At 38.0% G+C, this 20,298-nt stretch carries 15 protein-coding genes; 3 read left to right on the forward strand and 12 right to left on the reverse strand.

Annotated elements, in window-relative coordinates; translation table 11 throughout:
* Positions 1-11 precede the first annotated feature (11 nt).
* The 6 genes from ACFSQP_RS11340 to ACFSQP_RS11365 form a co-directional block, all read right to left on the reverse strand.
* Entirely contained in the window at positions 12-809 is a 798-nt protein-coding gene (locus ACFSQP_RS11340; RefSeq protein WP_376894540.1) for an SDR family oxidoreductase, read from the reverse strand.
* Positions 803-1,855, reverse strand: coding sequence for a type III polyketide synthase (locus tag ACFSQP_RS11345; protein WP_376894543.1), 1,053 nt, complete (start codon positions 1,853-1,855; stop codon positions 803-805). Before ACFSQP_RS11345 ends, ACFSQP_RS11340 begins: the two co-directional genes overlap by 7 nt.
* Positions 1,855-2,568, reverse strand: a complete 714-nt coding sequence (locus tag ACFSQP_RS11350) for a methyltransferase domain-containing protein (RefSeq protein ID WP_376894546.1) — start codon at positions 2,566-2,568, stop codon at positions 1,855-1,857. Before ACFSQP_RS11350 ends, ACFSQP_RS11345 begins: the two co-directional genes overlap by 1 nt.
* On the reverse strand, positions 2,568-3,710 hold the full coding sequence (locus tag ACFSQP_RS11355; protein WP_376894548.1) for an NAD(P)/FAD-dependent oxidoreductase: 1,143 nt from the start codon (positions 3,708-3,710) through the stop codon (positions 2,568-2,570). The genes ACFSQP_RS11350 and ACFSQP_RS11355 overlap by 1 nt, the downstream gene beginning before the upstream one ends.
* Positions 3,711-4,039: 329 nt before the next feature.
* Entirely contained in the window at positions 4,040-6,295 is a 2,256-nt protein-coding gene (gene katG / locus ACFSQP_RS11360; RefSeq protein ID WP_376894550.1) for a catalase/peroxidase HPI, read from the reverse strand.
* Positions 6,296-6,675: 380 nt separating this feature from the next.
* Positions 6,676-8,154: an FAD-dependent oxidoreductase gene (locus tag ACFSQP_RS11365; protein WP_376894552.1), complete on the reverse strand. Its 1,479-nt coding sequence runs from the start codon at positions 8,152-8,154 to the stop codon at positions 6,676-6,678.
* 294 nt (positions 8,155-8,448) lie between these two features.
* Between ACFSQP_RS11365 and ACFSQP_RS11370 the strand changes: the two genes are divergently transcribed.
* Positions 8,449-10,221 carry an ABC transporter ATP-binding protein gene (locus ACFSQP_RS11370; RefSeq protein ID WP_376894555.1) on the forward strand — a complete coding sequence of 591 codons (1,773 nt, stop codon included), beginning with the start codon at positions 8,449-8,451 and terminating at the stop codon, positions 10,219-10,221.
* Between the two features lie 44 nt (positions 10,222-10,265).
* On the opposite strand, the gene ACFSQP_RS11375 is transcribed toward ACFSQP_RS11370, so the two are convergent.
* A complete protein-coding gene (locus ACFSQP_RS11375) occupies positions 10,266-11,594 on the reverse strand; it encodes an exonuclease domain-containing protein (protein WP_376894558.1) in 1,329 nt (442 codons plus the stop codon).
* Positions 11,591-12,364, reverse strand: coding sequence for an XRE family transcriptional regulator (locus ACFSQP_RS11380; RefSeq protein ID WP_376894560.1), 774 nt, complete (start codon positions 12,362-12,364; stop codon positions 11,591-11,593). The genes ACFSQP_RS11375 and ACFSQP_RS11380 overlap by 4 nt, the downstream gene beginning before the upstream one ends.
* 147 nt (positions 12,365-12,511) lie before the next feature.
* Between ACFSQP_RS11380 and dinB the strand changes: the two genes are divergently transcribed.
* Both dinB and ACFSQP_RS11390 read left to right on the forward strand, forming a co-directional pair.
* Positions 12,512-13,726 carry a DNA polymerase IV gene (gene dinB, locus ACFSQP_RS11385; protein WP_376894563.1) on the forward strand — a complete coding sequence of 405 codons (1,215 nt, stop codon included), beginning with the start codon at positions 12,512-12,514 and terminating at the stop codon, positions 13,724-13,726.
* The gene (locus ACFSQP_RS11390) at positions 13,726-16,683 is read left to right on the forward strand and encodes a DNA polymerase III subunit alpha (RefSeq protein WP_376894565.1); all 2,958 of its coding nucleotides are present in this window, start codon (positions 13,726-13,728) and stop codon (positions 16,681-16,683) included. Before dinB ends, ACFSQP_RS11390 begins: the two co-directional genes overlap by 1 nt.
* A gap of 39 nt (positions 16,684-16,722) precedes the next feature.
* Here the strand turns inward: ACFSQP_RS11390 and ACFSQP_RS11395 are convergent, their stop codons facing one another.
* The 4 genes from ACFSQP_RS11395 to ACFSQP_RS11410 form a co-directional block, all read right to left on the reverse strand.
* Positions 16,723-17,679, reverse strand: coding sequence for an L-threonylcarbamoyladenylate synthase (locus tag ACFSQP_RS11395; protein WP_376894567.1), 957 nt, complete (start codon positions 17,677-17,679; stop codon positions 16,723-16,725).
* A gap of 70 nt (positions 17,680-17,749) precedes the next feature.
* The gene (locus ACFSQP_RS11400; protein WP_376894569.1) at positions 17,750-18,700 is read right to left on the reverse strand and encodes a tRNA dihydrouridine synthase; all 951 of its coding nucleotides are present in this window, start codon (positions 18,698-18,700) and stop codon (positions 17,750-17,752) included.
* 117 nt (positions 18,701-18,817) lie between these two features.
* Positions 18,818-19,594, reverse strand: coding sequence for a patatin-like phospholipase family protein (locus tag ACFSQP_RS11405; protein ID WP_376894571.1), 777 nt, complete (start codon positions 19,592-19,594; stop codon positions 18,818-18,820).
* A 104-nt stretch (positions 19,595-19,698) separates the two neighbouring features.
* Positions 19,699-20,166: a pyridoxamine 5'-phosphate oxidase family protein gene (locus tag ACFSQP_RS11410; RefSeq protein ID WP_376894574.1), complete on the reverse strand. Its 468-nt coding sequence runs from the start codon at positions 20,164-20,166 to the stop codon at positions 19,699-19,701.
* Between the last annotated feature and the right edge of the window lie 132 nt (positions 20,167-20,298).

Consider the following 20,298-nt stretch of genomic DNA (forward strand, 5'->3'; position numbering starts at 1 on the left):
TTCGTTTGAAATCAGGATATGTGTTCGCCGCCGTCTACAGGTATTATACTGCCATTTATCCAGCTTGCCTCGTCTGTGCATAACAAATAAGCCACATTGGCAACGGCTTCTGCAGTGGTTAATTGTTTAAAGGGATTTCTTTGCAGGCTGTGCTTTATAATAGTTTGAGCGTTGGGTATTTTACGTAACGACGCCGTATCTGTTACACCAGCCTGTATGCAATTAGCACGAATGCCATAGGGTGCGAATTCTAAAGCTATATGTCTGCTTATGGCTTCTAGTGCTACTTTGGCAGCCGAAACAGCCGCATAATGTTTCCATGCCTTGGTATTTCCTTCACTTGTAAAACTAATAATGCGTGTATCCTTTGCGCATAAGTTGGCGTTAAAAACATCCGAGGTCCAGTTGTATAAACTAATGGCCATGGCGTTTATGGTAATTGTAAAATCGTCCTCCTTTAAAGTTGGTTGCCTAGCATCCGTCATAGGTTTCAAGTTGCCTTTAGCAATGCTGTGTATGAGGGTTCTAATTTTGCCTTTTTCGCCTAAAATTGAGCCTAATTCTGCTATAACATCTTTTCTTTTTTCTGGGTTGGTGGCATCTAAATTAAAGGATTTGAACTGGACACCACTGGCTTTAATATCATTAAAATGTGCTGTAATTTCTGGCAGTTGCGCGCGGGAGTTTCTATGAACCACACAAATATGCATGCCATGCGCCGCCAATTTTTTAGCTGTTGCTAATCCTAATCCGCTGGAACCTCCCAAAATAAGTGCCCAGTAGTTTTTGTGTTCAAAAGTGTTTACCATTCTAATAAAATACGTTGCGCTGAAAATCCGGGACCAAAACTTAACATTAAGCCCCTGCCTCCTTGCGGTAAATTTTTATCCATAAAGCGTTCCAAAACATACAGGACAGTAGCGCTACTTAAATTGCCGTAAAGTTTTAATACTGCTTTGGTATCGTCTATATTTTTGCCTAATGCACCAAATAAATCCTCTACGGTTTGCACAATTTTTTTTCCGCCGGGATGAAAAATGAGATGCTGTATATCCTGAATTGTTAAGTTGTTTTTAGCTAAAAAAGGATGAATTATTTTGGGGAAATGTGCGGCAATGGTTTCTGGTACGGAAACATCTAAAATCATTTGTAGTCCTGTGTTTACCAACTTGAAACCCATTATTTGTTCGGTGTTATAGAAATGGTACATGGCCTCATCTTTAATAGTAGGACCTATATCGTTTTCATAAGAACTTAAAATAACGCTGGAGGCACCATCGCCAAAAATAGCCGCGCTTACAATGTTAGCCATTGAAAAATCGTCTAGCTGAAAGGTAGCTGTTGGGGCTTCAACAGCTACCACGGCAGCACGTTTGTTGGGGTTAGCTTTTAAAAAGTTTTTGGCGTAAATAATACCCGAAACGCCCGCGGCGCAACCCATTTCGGTAACTGGTAGTCGCACAATATCTTGTTTCATGTGTAATTTGTTTATTAAATACGCATCTAAAGACGGAATCATGATTCCTGTACAACTTACCGTTATTATAAAATCGATATCCTTGGGTTTTAAACGGGCTTTTTCTAAAGATTTTGCTAGCGCTTCTTCTGCTAAAGCAATAGCCGCTGTAACGTAAAGGTCATTTTTTTCTTCAAAAGATGTTTTCATGAAAACCTCGGTCGGATTCATAATAGAATACCGTTTATCTACGCCGGCATTTTCGAAAATTTTTACAACTTTTCGTTTAAATCGGCTATTCTGTCCATCTAGCCAAATATCCAGAAATGGGAGGATTTCCGCGGTTGTTTTGTTATATTTTGGTAGCTGCTTTGCTACCGATGTTATTTTTACAGCCATTATTTTTTTTGAATTATCCATTGGTACCGGAAAGCCCATTTCCAGCTTATTTTAGGCGTTGCGTTTAGTTGTTTAGAGAAGGCAATTAGTTCCTTACGCTTAAATCCGCGTAAAATGGATGTAAGGCCATCATCTATTATCATTTGGTTTTTTATGGGTATGCATACTATTTTAAACAAATAATAAGCCCAGGCATGCCTGTGTAAATCGTTAATAATTATGCCTAGCTTGGCTTTCTGGGTTAGCTTGGTTAGGAGTTTTGTAATTTGTTCGTTTTCAAAATGATGTAGGAATAATGTAGCTAGCACAATGTCGTATTCTAGCGCATCAAATTGTTCCGATAAAATATTGCAAGCCACATAGCTAATGTTGGGATAGGCTTCCGATAATTGTTGGGCATAAACAACCGCCTCTTTATTGGCATCTACACCTATTAACTGAAACGTGTAGCCTTCCTTTTGTCCGTACTTGGCTATTCGTCTTAAAATATCGCCTCCGCCACAGCCTAAATCGATAATGGTAAGTGGTCGGTTTTTTGGGTAATTTGCTAAAAGGGATTTTAAAGCATTAAGTGTTACAGCGTTGCCGCCCAGCCATTTATTAATATTAGCTAGGGTGTTTAGGGTATCGTGCAGAATTGGACCTTCTATGGAAAAATCGTCCATAATTTCGGCATCATTTGTTCGGTATGTTGTGTTTATTAATTTACGCATTATACAACCATGGGTTTGCCGTGGGTTTTAGTTATTATTTTGGGTAGTAAACCAGGGATTTGTTGGGCCAATGGCATGAGCGTGTTGGCCAGAGTGCTGTTGTTTAAAATAGAAGCGGTAATATGTCCAGCTTGTAGTCTGCTTTTAAATTCCTTGTTCCAAGCCATTTTGTACGCTTGTTCCAGACTTGCTCGCGATGTTATCTGACCATTAAAATAGGCTAACAGTAAGGTAGCAGCCATTTGAGCGCTTCTAATAGCCATACTCATGCCATTGCCACATAACGGATGAATTAAACCAGCAGAATCGCCACACATAATAATATGGTTTTCTATAGGGTTCTTATTTGAAAATGAAATCTGACTTATCGTTAGCGGTGCTTTAAACACCGATTTACCAGACTCCAAAACCGTTTTTATATGGTTGTTTTTAAATAGTATAGCTTCTTGAAAGCTGTTAACGTCTTTATAAGCTTTAAAGGTTTTAAATTGAGTAATGTAGCACAAATTAATTAAGTCATTTTCTATTTTTGATATGCCGCAATAGCCGCCATTAAAATTATGAAGCGCTACTAAACCATCGGGAAAATGACCTTCAAGATGGGTTTTTACTGCTAAAAAAGGCGATTTTCGGTTCATAAAAGGGCGGTTAAGCTTTACGTCCAGATTGGAACGCTTACCGTGAGCACCAATAACAAATAACGCCTTGTAAGTAGCTTTTTTTGTTTCTACCACAAATGTATTGTTTGTAAAGGTAATATTAGTTACCGTGTCTTTTATTAGCTCCACGCCACTGTTTGTGGCTTTTTTTGCTAAAGCATGATCCAAGGTAAATCTGCTTATACCAAATCCACCCAAAGGCAAAGCGGCTTTTATTTGCTTGTTTTTAGAAGTGGATAATTGAAGCATATCTATTTTATGAGCGCCCAAAGCAAATACATCAATATTTAAGAAAGTAAGATACGGAAGGACTTCGTTCGAAATGTATTCGCCACAAACCTTATGTTTGGGAAACTTGTTTTTTTCAATAAGTAAAACCTTCACACCAGCATTAGATAAATGTATAGCGGCAGTTAATCCTGCCAAACCACCTCCAATAATAATTACCGAAAAAGACGCATATTGTGTTTTCAAGCCGCGCACTGTTTTTAAAATTTTACTAAAGATAACGTGTTTTAACTTGAAAATGAATTAGAAGCATTATAATATTCTGTTTTATGGGCTTCATTTACGGTATTTTAATTTTAAGTAGCTTTTTTTTAGCCGATTTATGGCTGTTTGGGGCAAGCCTATATTACAGGGTGCTTTAGGAATATTTAGTTCAATTTTAGGTTTATAAATGGTTTGAAAGTGGTATCAAGCTGTTTGAAATTTTAGAATGTTGGTTTGTAAACTAAAAAAGCCCTGAAACAGGGCTTTTAGGTTTAAAAAATAAATAGTAAAAACTAGAATTATTTGATAGGCATTTGCTTCTAGCTTTGTGATAAATCGAATCTGTCCGCATTCATCACTTTGGTCCATGCGTTTACAAAATCGGTTATAAATTTTTCTTTATGATCATCTTGAGCATATACTTCGGAGTAGGCGCGTAAAATAGAATTAGAGCCAAATACCAAGTCTATGCGTGTAGCTGTCCATTTTACTTGGCCTGTTTTACGATCGCGAATGTTGTACAAGCCCTTTTCGGTTGGTTCCCAACTGTTATTCATGTCGGTTAAATTAACAAAGAAATCAGTGCTTAATACACCCGGTTTATCTGTAAAAACACCGTGTTTTGTGTTGCCGTAGTTGGTGTTTAACATTCTCATGCCACCTACAAGAACCGTCATTTCTGGAGCTGTTAATCCCATTAGCTGGGTTCTGTCTAGTAGCAACTCCTCTGGGCTTACTACATAGTCTTTTTTGCTCCAGTTTCTGTAACCATCTGCAAGTGGCTCAAGTGGTTTAAACGATTCGGCATCTGTTTGGTTGTCGGTGGCATCGCCACGACCAGGAGCAAAAGGTACCGTAATGTTGTAACCGCCAGCGCTGGCTGCTTTTTCAATACCTACATTACCAGCTAAAACAATTGTATCCGCTACGCTAATATTATATTGTTTGGCTATTGGTTCTAAAACGGCTAATACGCGCGCGAGTCTTTCAGGTTCATTGCCTTCCCAGTTTTTTTGTGGGGCTAAACGAATACGGGCGCCATTTGCACCACCACGTTTGTCCGATTGGCGGTATGTACGGGCACTATCCCATGCGGTTGCAACCATTTCTGAAATAGATAAACCAGAAGCCGCAATTGCGTCTTTTACCTCATCTACGTTGTAATTAGACGTTCCGGCAGGAACTGGATCTTGCCAAATTAAATCTTCTTGTGGGGCATCTGGGCCAACATAGCGCGTTTTTGGACCCATATCGCGGTGTGTTAATTTAAACCAAGCACGGGCAAAGGTTTCTGAAAAATAATCGTGATCCTTCATGAATTTCAATGAAATTTCTTTGTAAACAGGATCCATCTTCATGGCCATATCAGCGTCCGTCATCATGGGGTTTAGTTTGATGCTTGGGTCTTCAACATCTACTGGTTTGTCTGCTTCTTTTATAGATACAGGTTCCCATTGCCAAGCACCGGCTGGACTTTTAACAAGCTCCCAATCGTGTTTAAATAGCATATCAAAATACCCGGCATCCCACTTGGTTGGATGTGTTGTCCAAGCGCCTTCAAGTCCACTGGTAACCGTATATCTGCCTTTACCTGTTTTATGAGGGTTGTGCCAGCCTAAACCTTGTTCTTCCAAATTGGCTGCTTCTGGTTCTGGTCCTAACAAGCTAGCATCGCCATTTCCGTGGGTTTTCCCAACGGTATGGCCACCCGCTGTTAAAGCAACTGTTTCCTCGTCGTTCATAGCCATTCGTGCAAAGGTTTCGCGCACATGGGCTGCCGTTTTTAAAGGGTCAGGTACACCATTTACACCTTCTGGATTAACGTAAATTAGCCCCATTTGAACGGCAGCCAATGGGTTATCCATAGTTTTAGGGTCGTCTATATCGTCGTAACGTTCATTACTTGGTGCTAACCATTCTTTTTCTGCACCCCAGTAGGTGTCTTTTTCTGGATGCCAAATATCTTCTCTTCCAAAGCTAAATCCGAACGTTTTTAGTCCCATGTTTTCGTAGGCAATGGTGCCGGCCAAAATAATTAAATCGGCCCAACTTACTTTGTTGCCGTATTTTTTCTTAATTGGCCATAATAAACGTCTGGCTTTATCCAAACTTACGTTGTCTGGCCAAGAGTTAAGCGGGGCAAAACGCTGACTTCCAGATTCACCGCCACCACGGCCATCAGAGATTCTGTACGTACCAGCTGCATGCCATGATAAACGAATAAACAAACCGCCATAATGACCCCAGTCTGCAGGCCACCAATCCTGGCTATCCGTCATGAGTGCATGTAAATCTTTTTTTAGTTGCGGAACATCTAGTTTTTTTAGTTCTTCACGATAATTAAAATTTGGTCCTAGCGGATTGGTTTTGGTATCGTGCTGGTGCAAAATATCTAAATTTAAAGCATTTGGCCACCATGCCATTGTAGGTGTTTTTGTTGAGGTGTTACCACCGTGCATTACCGGACATTTAGCTGCAGGCGCTTCTTGGTTGGTTTCTGCCATAACTGCTTTATTACTGGCGTCTTGGTGGTAAGGGCAGCCGTTTGCGGCTTCAGAATTTTTGTTAGGTTCCATATGTTGTTAATTTTAGGGTTTCACTTATTTTAATTGGCTCAAATTTAGAGATACTTTATGCAGCAAAAACGAATTACCGATTTTTTAATACTATTTATAAATAACTAAAAACTATCGTGCTTAAAAAAACAATAGTTTTTAAGTATTAAAATATTTCTTTACTCCAGCAAGAAATTTATGGGCATCGTTTTTTAGATAAACTATTTTAAAGCAAGGCCTTTAAACTAGCGGTAATTTACGAAATAAAAAGGAGCTAGTTTAATACGCCTAATTTTTGGACGGTTTAATTAGCTGTTTCGGAAAATGCAACTGTGGTAGTTTTCTGCGATGGGCGTGTTTGTGTAATTATTATAAAAACCTGTTTGAATTTTTTAGGGAAGCTAATCTTTTTTTGTCTGATGTGTTTTCGATTCTGTCAAGCAACGTCCTCGTGGCTTATTAGCTTTATGAAGTACAATTTCAGAATGTAAAAATTCAGCAGCGGCAGCAGAGTCTTTTACTTTTATGGCGCTCCGGCTTAACATGTCTTTTTCAAAGGTTGGTAAAACGCTGTGTCTTAAACCTTGGGTACGCCAAGAAGTGCTGGTTTTACAATAAGAAAAAATTGTGCGTGCCAGCAAAAGGGCGTCTAGCAGGGCTTGATTAGCACCTTGTCCTTTAAACGGACTCATGGGGTGTGCGGCATCGCCAATTAAGGTAACGGCCTGGGCTTCTTCAAAATTGGTGGTTTTTAGAAGTGCGCGATCGTAAACAGGATAACCTGATATTTTGTTTTCATGAGTAGCGGCAATTATTTCTGGAATGGGACTGTGCCATTTGGTGCGCAAAATAGCTTCGGCTTTCAGGGCTTCCGATCCTTGTTTGCTTAATTGTTTGGCGGCTGCCTCTGTAATAGGAAAGCTTAACTGCCACATAACACTGTGCTGGGTAAACGGCATAACGTAAATCCGATCATGCCCATTGGCAGTTTGAAACACGGTTTGCGAGTCCAATAAGTTACTTGAAATATTAGTAAGCGCGGATAGCGGACAAATACCTAAAATAACCATACAGTTTAAGTACCGCAACGGCGTAATCCCTTTACGGCCAAATAAAGCCTTGCGTACGGTACTCCGTATGCCATCTGCACCCACAATTAAATTGGTTTGCACTATTTTTTCTTCACCATTAACAGAAAAGCGTAAGGTGTTTTTTCCTGTTTTAGAGCTGCTAAAATCAATTAACTGATGTCCCCAAAATACATTGTTTGTTGTGCCTAATTGCTCTAGCAAAGCCATACGCAAAGCTTGTCTGGCAATGTGGATATTAGTGCGTTTTGCTGTTTTAGTTTCCTTGGATTCCAACCATTTTCTCATACCCCATTCGCCAACAATAGTACCATTGGTGTTGTGTACAACATGCCTTGTAGATACAATGCCTTCTTCTAAAGAAAAAATGCCAAAGCCAGCAATGGCTTTACTAGCTTGTTGTAAGGTAAGGCCATAACCTTGCGAGCGAACATTAAAATGTGTGTCGCGTTCAAATAATGAAAACGGAATACCACGGTGTAAACAAGCAACTGCTAAAGCCACGCCGCCAATACCAGCGCCTATAATGGCTACGTGTGGTAGGTGTTCTGTATCTGGTTTGGTTGGAGCTTCAGCCTTAATTAATCCGGAGCCTTGGCAAGACGGGCAATTGTATAAATGGCCTTTAGGTTTTACTGGTGGCGTTCCCTGTTTGCCAGATTTTTCAAAATGATAACAAGCAGCCTTATATTGCAGACGCACTTTTTTACGCAAGCGCTGTCTCTGTTTTCCGCGACCACGGCAAGCGGGGCAAATAGTCCAGTTGGTTTTGGTTTGGTTGTTTGCTTTCACTGGTAAAATAAGGTTTGGTGTAACGTACGACGGTTATGGCTGGCTACGCATTAATACACGAATGCAAAACTAGGGTTAAAATTAAATATTTTTAAATAATTCTATTCTAAATAGCCTGCTTAGTACCATTTAAGTTTTACCGAGTATTTTATTGGGTGCGTTTCTGCTGGGTTATTTATAAACGGTATTTTAAGTACCAAATTTGTAGTCTGTAGGACGAAGCTCTTTTAAAATATATTTAAGCCATAAATCCTGTTGTAATCCGTACTTTTGCAAACATTTAGCTTTAAAAATATGCAACATTTCAATAAAACATCTAAAACTACAAACACACAAAAGCCAAAGGTAACCATGAAGCAGGCTTTTATAACCATAATTTGGCCACGCCGAAATTTGGTGTTTATAGGTCTTATATTAATTGTAATTAGAAGTCTTTCTGGCTTGGTATTACCGTGGCAAAGTAAGGTGTTATTAGATGAGGTGGTGCCTAACAAAAACTATTCGGAGTTATACACACTTATTATTTTGGTAATTAGCGCTATTTTTATTCAGGCCTTAAGTTCTTTTTTGCTAACCAGAATATTAAGTGTTCAGGCGCAATATTTAATAAGCGAACTCCGCTTAAAAGTGCAAAAGAAAGTGCTTTCATTACCAATTAGTTTTTTCGATAATACAAAATCAGGTGCTTTAGTATCCCGAATTATGACAGATGTTGAAGGTGTTCGGAATTTAATAGGTACAGGGTTGGTACAATTGGTGGGTGGGTCGTTTACGGCCGTGGTATCGTTAATTATTCTTATAAAACTAAACGCTTGGATGACACTTTTTGTATTTGTACCACTTTCCATATTTGGTTACATTGCATTGCGCGCGTTTAAGTACATCCGGCCTATTTTTAGAGCACGCGGAAAAATTAATGCCGAGGTTACCGGCCGTTTAACCGAAACACTTGCTGGCGTGCGTGTAGTGAAAGCATTTAATGCCGAGGCGCAGGAAAGCGTGGTGTTTGAAAAAGGTGTAGATAAACTGTATCAAAACGTGAAAAAAAGTTTAACAGCTACAGCTTTAATGACCAGTTCGTCGGTTTTTTTAATTGGTGTTGCTACCACCGGAATAATGGGTATTGGTGGCTATTACATGATGATTGGTGATATGACTACCGGTGATTTCCTGTTTTTTACCTTGGTATTAGGATTTATGATTGCACCTATTGTGCAAATGAGTAATATTGGAAGTCAGTTAACAGAAGCATTAGCAGGTTTAGATAGAACCGAAGAACTGATGAATATGGCTGCCGAAGCAGATAATGAACACCGCACCATACCACTAAATCGTGTAAAAGGAGCCATAGCTTTTAACGATGTGTCTTTCTTTTACGACAAAGGAAAAACGGTATTACACAATATAAACTTTAATGCACCAGCAGGATCGGTTACTGCTTTAGTGGGGAGTTCGGGCTCGGGGAAATCTACTATTGCCGGATTATCGGCCAGTTTTTTAACACCAAAATCTGGAACAGTAACTATAGATGGTTTCGATTTATCGAAGGTAAAACTAGATACGTATCGCCAGCATTTAGGCGTGGTTTTGCAAGACGAGTTTTTATTTGAAGGGACTATTCGTGAAAACATTAAATTCCCGAGGCCAGATGCCACAGAAGCCGGACTACTGCATGCCGTTAAGGCGGCTTATGTTAATGAGTTTACAGACAGGTTTGACAAAGGTTTAGATACCTTAATTGGTGAGCGTGGTGTAAAACTTTCTGGCGGGCAACGCCAACGTTTGGCAATTGCACGCGCTATTTTAGCAAATCCGAATATTATAATCTTGGATGAAGCTACCTCCAGTTTGGATACCGAAAGTGAAGCTTTAATTCAGAAAAGTTTATCTGAACTCATGAAGAACAGAACCACTATTGTTATTGCGCACCGGTTAAGTACTATTCGTAAAGCCGACCAGATTTTAGTGGTTGAAGCTGGACACATTGTGGAACGTGGCACCCACGACCAATTAATTGCAAAGCAAGGCAGGTATTACGAGTTGTATACCTACCAGGCTAAAATTTAATAGCGCTGCCGGCTAATGGACTTGTGCTGTGTTAAGCAAATTAGTTACAGTTGTGTACGCAGTATTTTTTGAATATCTAAATTATCCTTTTGCGTAATTAAAAAAGGTTCTAAATCGTCTGTACTTTGTATCTGTTCGGTTTTATCTACAAACCCGTAACCAAGATAAGTACCATTTTTAAGTAATATAAAAGCTTCCTCGTTTGCTGTACGGCCGGGCTTTTTTATTATGTTATAAGGGCTAACCTTTGTGGTAGTTTCTATGGCCAGAGTAACACGTTTATTGTAATGAGTAACCATTTCGTTGCCAGCACAAACCCCTTTACAGGTTTTAATTGCATAATGGCAACAATGCGTTACGCCTTCTTGTAAATGACAATATTTTGGACATAATTGATGTGTTTTACAAAGTGCTTCTAAAAACATGCGGCATTCGCGTATGGAATGAAATACTTTAATAGGGTTGGAGCAGGATTTTAGCGGGTTAAACGCCAAATGTAAAATACCGTTCCGATCCTGATAACTAAAAATGGCATAGCTTTTTGGTTTTCGTTTGGCTTGTTTGTTGTACTTTGGAAAGTGTTCTTTTATGGCGGCATCCTCCATTAAAAAAGCAATAAGTTCGCTACCGGCTAACTCAAAATCGATGTGTCTGGTTTCGCGACACATATCTAAAGATGCTTGGGTTTTACTGTAAAAATGACTTAATACGCGCTTTTTTAAATCTTTAGCCTTACCAATATAAATAATATCGCCAGTTTTGTTTCGGAAATAATAAATACCAGCTTTATGGGGAATGGCGTTAAAAACGGCAGTGGGCAGGTGGGCAGGCAGTGTGGCTTCGCGAGATGTTTTGTTTAAAAAGCTGCTAAAAACCTGTCCTGTTGTGTCTTTCTCTAGTAATTTTTCGAATAAAACAACGGTAGCCTCGGCGTCGCCCCGTGCCCGATGCCTGTCTGTTAGTGGTATATGAAGGCTTTTACAAAGTTTTCCAAGACTGTAAGAAGGCAATCCTTGAAATAGTTTTCTGGCTAACCGGACGGTACATAGTTTTTTCCTATTAAAATCAATAGCCAACAGTTTAAATTCATTGCGTATTACGTTATAATCGAAATTAACATTGTGAGCTACAAAAATGCTATCCTTGGTAATGTCCAGAATGTCTTGTGCAATGGTTTTAAAAGTTGGTGCATTGGCCACCATGCCATTATCTATACCAGTTAGGGCTGTAATGTAATCGGGGATTAAAATTTCTGGATTTACTAAAGATGTAAATTCTTCTAGAATTTGATGGCCGTCGTATTTAAAAATAGAAATTTCGGTTATTCTATTGGATTGTCCGGTTGTTTCAACGTCTATAACGGTATAGGTCATTTTAAATGCTGTTCTAAAGATTTAAGTTCCACGCCTAAACTATTAAACATGGTTATAATACTGCTAATTTTTAATTCTTCCTGGTCGTATTCTTGGGTGTTTATACTGCAGGTAAACTCCCAGAGTTCCAAAACATCCTCTATGGGTATTTCGTAAGGTTGGTATAAAGGGTTGTCGGATACTAATACTAGGGTGTTGGCTTCTTTTATTTTATTAATAACTCGTTTGTAAACCATGCCGTCGTTACGCGTTAGTAATACGTAGGTTTTATTGCTTGAAATATCTTGGCGGTCTTCTACAAATTTTCCTACCACATAGGCGCCATCTTTTAAAGGCAACATGGAGTCGCCTTTAATAGGAAATGCCCGGTGTTTTCCAGAAGGCAAGAAGGGGAGTTTAATGCGCTGTAATTGTTCAATATACTCGGGGTCGTCGTAACCCGATAAATATCCTGCAGTTGCTTTTATAGGAATCACTTCAATTAGGTTTTCGTTATCGGCATCCACGGTAATAGGGAATAATACCCGTTTATTGCCAATATCTATAAAGGAGGTGTCTTTGGATTTGGTTAAATCGTTTTTAATTAAAATATCTACCGGAATTTTAAAGTAATTAGATAGCTGAATAAGCATGTCAATAGAAGGTGTGGAGCGTCCCTCTTCGTACGAGCTAATCCTGGAGCGCGTAACTTGTAAATCTTCAGCAAGTACTTCTTGGGTTAGTCCCTTAAGATGCCGAAGGTGCCGAATGTTTTTTGTAATGTTTTTCATAATGCTACAAATATAAGCAATAATTGCTTAATAATGTAGCTAACTTTGTATGGTAAAATAGCGCTATTTAAAACAACAAAATAACAGCTAAAAAACAGGGCGTAAACAGCCTTGTAATTTTTAAAAAAATACAACAGACAAATACACATGAACAAACAGGTTTTACATTTGGATTTAGATACGTTTTTTGTGTCCTGCGAACGATTAATTGATAGTCGTTTACAAAAACGGCCACTGCTTGTTGGCGGCACTGGAGATCGGGGTGTGGTAGCAGCTTGTAGTTATGAAACTAGGCGTTTTGGCGTACATTCTGGCATGTCTATGAAGGTGGCTAGGCGCCTGTGTCCGGAGGCTGTTGTTATTCGTGGCGACTCATCTATTTACACAAAATATTCGCATTTAGTTACCGAAATTATTAAAGAACGGGTACCTGTTTTTGAAAAAGCAAGTATAGATGAGTTTTATGCCGATTTAAGCGGTATGGACAAATTTTTTGGGAGTTATAAATACGCTTCCGAATTGCGTCAAGAAATTATAAGAGAAACAGGTTTGCCTATTTCCTTCGGGTTGTCGGTAAATAAAATTGTATCTAAAGTAGCTACTGGCGAAGCCAAGCCAAATAATCAAATACGCATTGACCAAGGATTTGAAAAATCGTTTTTAGCACCGTTATCTATTCGTAAAATCCCATCGGTAGGCGAAAAAACGTATCAGGTTTTAAGAAATTTAGGAGTAGATAAGGTGCGTACTATTCAGCAAATGCCATTGGAAATGATGGTAAGTGTTTTGGGGGCTAATGGAAAAACTATTTGGAAACGCGCCAACGGTTTAGATAACCCTCCTTTAATTCCTTTTCACGAGCGTAAATCGATTTCTACTGAACGCACCTTTACCAAAGACACCATTGATGTAGTAAAATTGCGAACCACTATTTTTGCTATGGCAGAAAATTTAGCGTTTCAATTGCGCCGAGCCAATAAACTAACAGCTTGTATTGCAGTAAAAATTAGGTATTCAGACTTTAATACGTATACCAAACAAATTAAAATTCCGTATACCAGCGCCGATCATGTTATTGTTCCAGCAGTATTAGAACTGTTTGATAAGTTATACAAACGCCGATTGTTAATTAGGTTAGTAGGTGTAAAATGCAGTCATATTGTTGCAGGAAATTACCAAATAAACATGTTTGACGATACCGAGGATATGCTGCGTTTATACAATGCCATGGACACCATACGAAATAAGTATGGCGAATTAAGTATTCAGCGCGCGGCCTCTATGGGAGCCAAAACAATAGGACGTTTTAAAAATCCGTTTAACGGCGAACCGCCAGCCATTTTAGCACATCGTAAATACTAATGTTTCTTAATTGTCATACATACTATTCCTTGCGTTATGGTACTTTTTCGGAAATTGAACTTCTGGAATTGGCTAAACAGTATGGGGTTACACAGCTGGTGCTAACAGATATTAATAATACATCGGCCTGCCTAAATTTTATTAGAAATGCCAAGGAGTACGGTGTTACACCACTTGTAGGAATTGACTTTAGAAATGGTGCCAAACAGCAATTTGTAGGAATAGCTAAAAATAATGCGGGTTTTCAAGAGCTAAATACTTTTTTATCTGAACACCTCCATCAAAAAAAAGCAATTCCTAATACAGCGCCTAAATTCCAGAATGCCTTTGTTATGTATCCTCTGGAGCAGGTTATGCAGTTGGAAAAAACAAAGTTTGAAACTTACGAATTTATAGGTATTAGCATTAACGATCTTAAAAAATTACCTTTTACAATTTATAAAGATTACAATGAAAAATTGGTTGTACAACAGCCAGTAACTATTCGGAATAAAAAAGATTTTAATGCTCACAGACTTTTGCGAGCCATAGATAATAATACCTTATTAAGTAAATTATCGAAAACAGAGGAGTGTAGTGAAAGTGAAAAAATGTGTTCTGAAACCGATTTGGCAGAGTGTTTTCAGTTATTTCCGTTTATTCTAGAAAACACAAAACAGCTGTTAAATGCATGTGCCATTCATTTTAGTTTTGGTGCAGATAGAGAATCTCAAAACCAACGTTTGTATTTAGATTCCGAAGAAGCCGATTTTAATTACTTAAAACAACTGTGTCGGCAAAAAATACACAAGCGCTATCCAAATCCTTCTAAAAAAGTGTATGCTCGCTTAAAAACAGAGCTTAAAACTATTAAAGCCCTTAATTTTGTATCCTATTTTCTTATTAATTACGATATTATAAGCTATGCAAAAAGTAAAGGGTATGTGCATGTAGGGCGCGGAAGTGGCGCCAATAGCGTAGTGGCTTATATTATTGGTATTACTGATGTGGATCCTATTGAGTTGGATTTGTACTTTGAACGTTTTATTAACCCTTTTAGGAAATCGCCTCCCGATTTTGATATCGATTTTTCGTGGAAAGAACGCGAAGATGTTACCGAATATATTTTTAAACGCTTTAAAAATGTTGCCTTGCTAGCAGCCTACAACACCTTTAAGTTTAAAGCTGTTGTTAGAGAGTTAGGAAAGGTTTTTGGTATGCCCAAAGCGGATATAGATAAAATATGTACGGGCAAATTTCAAAAACCAGAATACGACCAAATTGGTGCATTGGTTATTAAATATGGTAAATTAATTCAAGGGTTTCCTAATTATGTTACCGTGCATTCCTGCGGTATTTTAATATTACACAAACCTATTCATTACTATTCCGCAACCAATATGCCGCCAAAAGGTTTTCCAACCGTACAATTTGATATGATTATTGCGGAAGATGTAGGTATTTTTAAGTTCGATATTTTAGGGCAACGCGGTCTGGCAAAAATAAAAGATACGCTAGATATTATAAAATACAACCAGCCCCATGCGCCAGAAATAGATATTACAGATGTCGAAAAATTTAAAAAAGATCCTAACGTAAATGCATTGCTAAAAAACGGAAAAGCCACGGGAGCCTATTATGTTGAGTCGCCTGCTATGCGCGGGCTTATGTGTAAACTTCAAACCCAGGACTATTTAGGATTGGTGGCAGCAAGCTCTATTATTAGGCCGGGAGTTTCTGGTTCTGGCATGAAACAAGAATTTATAAAACGCCACAGGCATCCAGAGCGCCGCAAGGAAGCCAATGCAAAGCTTCTAGAAATTATGCCAGAAACCTACGGTGTTATGGTGTATCAAGAAGATGTGCTAAAAGTAGCCAGCCAATTTGCGGGTTTAACATTAGGGGAAGCCGATGTGTTGCGACGCGGTATGAGTGGTAAATTTAGATCGCGTGCCGAATTTCAAGCTGTAGAAGCCAAATTTATAGCCAATTGTAAAGCAAAAGGATATTCAAATACCTTAACACAAGAGGTTTGGGAGCAGATAAAAAGTTTTGCTGGTTATGCGTTTGCAAAAGGCCATTCGGCTTCTTATGCTGTAGAGAGTTACCAAAGTTTATATTTAAAATGCTATTACCCGTTGGAATTTATGGTAGCAGTTTTAAATAATGGTGGTGGCTTTTACAGTACCGAACATTATATACACGAGGCTAAAATGTGTAATGCTACCATAAAAGCACCTTGTATAAACAACAGCGATCATCCTAATATTATAAAAGGTACTACCATTTATTTAGGATTTGGTTATTTAAAAAATTTAGAACACTACACCATAAAACGTATTTTAACAGAACGCCAATTACACGGCTTATTTAAGTCTTTAAACAATTTTATAGATCGGGTAGCAATTAGTATTGAACAACTAACTATTTTAATAAGAATAGGAGCCTTTAGTTTTACAGGCATACCCAAGTCCGAACTACTTTGGAACGCCATTTTTAAGGTCAATAACACGAAAACTAAAACGCCCCAAAGACAACTGTTTCAACCCCATCATAAAACCTTTAATTTACCAAAACTCAATTCTAATTGGTTGGAAGATGCCTACGACCAAATGGAGTTATTAGGTTTCCCGTTATGCGATTATTTCGATTTGGTTAGTGAGCCATTTCAAACGCATATAAAAGCCAAAAATATGCAGTTATATACCAACCAAGCAGTGTTGTTATACGGCAAGTTGGTAAATACGCGGTTTCATAGGGGAGCTACTGGAAATTACATGCGATTTTGCACATTTGTAGATAGCGAAGGAACTTATTTTGATACCGTACATTTTCATAACACCGTAGAAAAATACCCTATTAATGGTATAGGTGTTTATGCTTGCTATGGTAATATTACCGAAGAGTTTGGTTTTTATAGTGTTGAAATTATTTGGACACAAAAAATGGCTTTACACCCAGACCCCAGATTGGATTAAACTGTCATGTACACCTCGTAAAGTGGTGCTTTTAGTATTTTACTTTGTAGCCCGTTCTAAACGGTCGTTAACAGATTTTCCCAAACCTACATCTGGAAGCCGTTCGGCAACTATAATGTCTAAATTTAAAGTATCTAATTTATGTAGTGTTTGGTATAATTTGGCTGCAGCTTCTTTTAAATTACCAGTAGCAGAAAGTACTTCGGTATGTGCTACATGTTGGTTTGATAACGGATTTTTAAAACAGATAACACCAATGCGTTTATTGGGATGCGATTGTATAAAATCTTCCAAATTATTGGAAAGGTATGTTTTTGTTTTAGGAGCGTAGTGTTTAGCCAGCATACCAGGCGCGTTAGGTGTTGTTTTGCTGGTAGTTTTTATCTGTACTTTACCTATAACAGCTTCAATATCTTCAATAGAGATGGCACCAAATCGGTATACCACGGCGGTGTTGTTTTCAAATCCTATTATGGTAGATTCTATCCCATTTTTGCACGGACCACCATCCAAAACTAGTGGAATACAGTTATTAAAATACTCTTTTACGTGTTGCGCAGTGGTAGGGCTAATTCTATTAAAAGGATTGGCGCTTGGTGCTGCTAATGGTGTGTTTAGTGCTTTAAGCAGGCTTAATGTTGTAGGGTGATTAGGCATTCTAATGGCTACGCTGTTTTTTCCTGCTGTAATTATATCGGGAACGGTATCTTTTTTTGGTAGAATTAATGTTAACGATCCAGGCCAAAACGTTGTTGCTAATTTTTTAGCCTCCGGAGGAAATTCGCTCACCAATTCATCTACTTGAGCCATGCTATGCACATGCACAATTAACGGGTTAAAAAAGGGGCGTTGCTTTACTTCAAATATTTTTTTTATGGCTTTTTGGCTGTAAATGTTTCCAGCTAAACCATAAACCGTTTCCGTGGGTATGGCCACAACATCGTTACTTTTTAAGATAGTAACGGCTTCGGATATGTTTTTTGAAATTCGGGTCATTTTCTAAAATTCTACTAAATTTTAAAGGGTTTTAAACGCACTGGCGCTTAACATAGGGCAAAGGTATGAATTAATTGGTTTGTGCTTTTAAAATAGCAGCAACGGCTTGCCTATATTTTACGGGATTGGACGCTTTTTTAATGGCTTTATAGCTTTTTTGAGGATTGGAAGTTACTTGTGCAAAAAACTCCCAAAACCCCAACATTTTCATTTTTATGGGTGTTGGGCCAGACAGGTAATCGTCGTACTGTTTGTAAATGCTATCGTGGAACTCCGAAAAAATATCCCACCTATTTGAAGGGTATTCGGTAGTATTGTTTTTAATCATACTTGGTAAAAACGGATCTGCAATTAATCCGCGCCCTATTAAAAAATGATTAATACTAGGAAACCGCTCTTTAATAGCCTTAAATGCCGAAACACTTGTTATATCGCCGTTGTAATATAGTTTGTGTTTGGTACTTTTTACACACGCTTCAAAAGCATCCAAATCTACTGGGCCTTTGTACAGTTGTTTTCCAATTCGGGCATGAATAGCAATACTTTTAAGCGGATATTGATTTAGAATGGGGAAGGTTTCTAAAATTTCTTGTGCATTTTCGTAGCCCATTCTCATTTTCATAGAAACCACTATGTCGGTTTCATTATGTGCCCGATGTAAAATATCGTTTATTTTGGTAGGATTGCAAATTAGTCCAGAGCCCATACCAGATTTTGTTACCATAGGATAAGGGCAGCCTAAATTCCAGTTTAGTTCTTTATAGCCAAGGCTTTGAACGTATTTAGCAACAAATAAAAACTCGTCTGCATTGTTGGTAATTACTTGCGGAATAACAGGTATCGTGCTGTTGTTTTCTGGCAGCAAATCTGTTTGGTAGGATTGTTTTATTTTAAGCTTCCCATTTAACCTAATATAGGGAGCGTAAAAAGTATCTATACCGCCAAAATACTTATGGAACGCATTGCGAAACCTAAAGTCTGTAAAACCTTGTAAGGGCGATGAAAGTAATATATTGGCCATATTGCTGTTTGGTGCGCAAATATAGAATAATTAGTTTATGCTAGCTCCTACAGCATGGTATTTACATTGTTTAAAAATCGATGTTTCTTAAGGCTGTTTGTTAGGAGGTATTGGCTTTTAGTTTTGGGCGCTAAACAAACTTAAGTCTTTATTTTTTAGGGCTTTTTTCATTTGTTTATATCCAATTTCGTAAATGGCATCTACGCTTTTTTGGTTGAAAATTCCGTAGCGACTCAATTTTTTTGGTGCTATTAAAATATCACAATCTGTAAATTTCTTTTCATCGCTTCGTGCTATTCGTAAATGGATGGCACGTTCCACAACATTATAAAAATGTTTTAATTCGGCGTTTGAAACCGATTCAAAAAGGTTTAAATAAATACCAATTGTTTTTTGGCAGTCGTTTTTTACCAACTCTACGGGGAAATTATTTAGAACGCCACCATCTATATATAATTTATCGCCAATAGAAATAGGAGCAAACAAACCGGGGAAAGCAGACGAGGCTAAAACAGGTTTAATAAGTTGCCCGGAACTAAAAACTTCTAGTTTGCCGTCTGTTAAATTTGTGGCGGTAATGAACAATTTTTTTTTGAGCGCACTAAAATTGTCTTCTGGAAATTTAGCCGTAAAAAAATTAGCGTATTTTTCGGCATCTAAAAAACCAGGTTTATTAAGAGCGTATTTTTTATAGTCCAATAACTGCACGGTTTTGAAAAAAGTAAGCATTTCTTCGCAACTGTACCCATATGCATATAAGGAACCTACTATAGCACCGGCACTAGCGCCTGCTATGTGTGTTGGATAAATATGATGTTCTTCCAGCGCTTTAATGGCGCCCACATGTGCCACGCCACGCATGCCACCTCCAGAAAGTGCTAATCCAATTGTCATGTTTTGAAGTTAAAAGTTAGTAAAAAAAAAATAGTTGTAAAAAAACCGCCAATGCCCCAGGCTGGAAACTTTTAGTTATCTAGTTAATGTGTTTTAGTGCGCATTTATTCTGTGCTTTTTTGGTGTCGCATTTTACCGGTAGTTTCGTAGATATTAATTTGAAAAATAATAGGTAAATTATATTTATTAATCTGACTGGAAAACTCGTTTATAAAGTCCAATTTTCTGTGCTCTTTGTTAATAATTAAGTCTTTTACCCCTAATGAAAACTGGTGTAATTTGGCAAGCGCTTGGCTTCCTGAAAGCTCCTCATAAACGCCGTATGCCAGCACAGATTTCCAGTTATTTACCGAATCTATTTCGGTTACTAGAACCGAAACATCTTTATTTTCGCGCATAGCCGAAATTTTATGGCCTTTGGCAGAATAGCCTATTAGTGCTTTGTTTTTAAGGTCGTAAAAATAGGTTATGGGCACTATATAGGGTTTATTGTTGTGTATATAGGATAGGTTGCCAATGTAATTGTTTGCTACTATTTGTTGGCGCTCTTGAACATCTAAATCTCGTATCATAATTTGTTTGGTTTTAATAAAGGTATCTATTATTAAACCAATTTTGTATGATTAAAATCAGTTACCTTTATTTTGGGGTTAATAGCTGGTAGTTTTTGGGTTTTACCAAAAATGTAATTAAAAGTAAGAAGT

The organism is Bizionia sediminis (assembly GCF_042684585.1).
Lineage (GTDB): Bacteria > Bacteroidota > Bacteroidia > Flavobacteriales > Flavobacteriaceae > Algorimicrobium > Algorimicrobium sediminis.

Bases quoted from the DNA above. Each gene is read 5' to 3' on its own strand.
- katG (WP_376894550.1), bottom strand. From the start codon at position 6,295: ATGGAACCTAACAAAAATTCTGAAGCCGCAAACGGCTGCCCTTACCAC.
- ACFSQP_RS11405 (WP_376894571.1), bottom strand. From the start codon at position 19,594: ATGACAATTGGATTAGCACTTTCTGGAGGTGGCATGCGTGGCGTGGCA.
- ACFSQP_RS11345 (WP_376894543.1), bottom strand. From the start codon at position 1,855: ATGGCTGTAAAAATAACATCGGTAGCAAAGCAGCTACCAAAATATAAC.
- ACFSQP_RS11375 (WP_376894558.1), bottom strand. From the start codon at position 11,594: ATGACCTATACCGTTATAGACGTTGAAACAACCGGACAATCCAATAGA.
- ACFSQP_RS11400 (WP_376894569.1), bottom strand. From the start codon at position 18,700: ATGGCCAATATATTACTTTCATCGCCCTTACAAGGTTTTACAGACTTT.
- ACFSQP_RS11370 (WP_376894555.1), top strand. From the start codon at position 8,449: ATGCAACATTTCAATAAAACATCTAAAACTACAAACACACAAAAGCCA.
- ACFSQP_RS11390 (WP_376894565.1), top strand. From the start codon at position 13,726: ATGTTTCTTAATTGTCATACATACTATTCCTTGCGTTATGGTACTTTT.
- ACFSQP_RS11380 (WP_376894560.1), bottom strand. From the start codon at position 12,364: ATGAAAAACATTACAAAAAACATTCGGCACCTTCGGCATCTTAAGGGA.
- dinB (WP_376894563.1), top strand. From the start codon at position 12,512: ATGAACAAACAGGTTTTACATTTGGATTTAGATACGTTTTTTGTGTCC.
- ACFSQP_RS11410 (WP_376894574.1), bottom strand. From the start codon at position 20,166: ATGATACGAGATTTAGATGTTCAAGAGCGCCAACAAATAGTAGCAAAC.
- ACFSQP_RS11350 (WP_376894546.1), bottom strand. From the start codon at position 2,568: ATGCGTAAATTAATAAACACAACATACCGAACAAATGATGCCGAAATT.
- ACFSQP_RS11340 (WP_376894540.1), bottom strand. From the start codon at position 809: ATGGTAAACACTTTTGAACACAAAAACTACTGGGCACTTATTTTGGGA.
- ACFSQP_RS11395 (WP_376894567.1), bottom strand. From the start codon at position 17,679: ATGACCCGAATTTCAAAAAACATATCCGAAGCCGTTACTATCTTAAAA.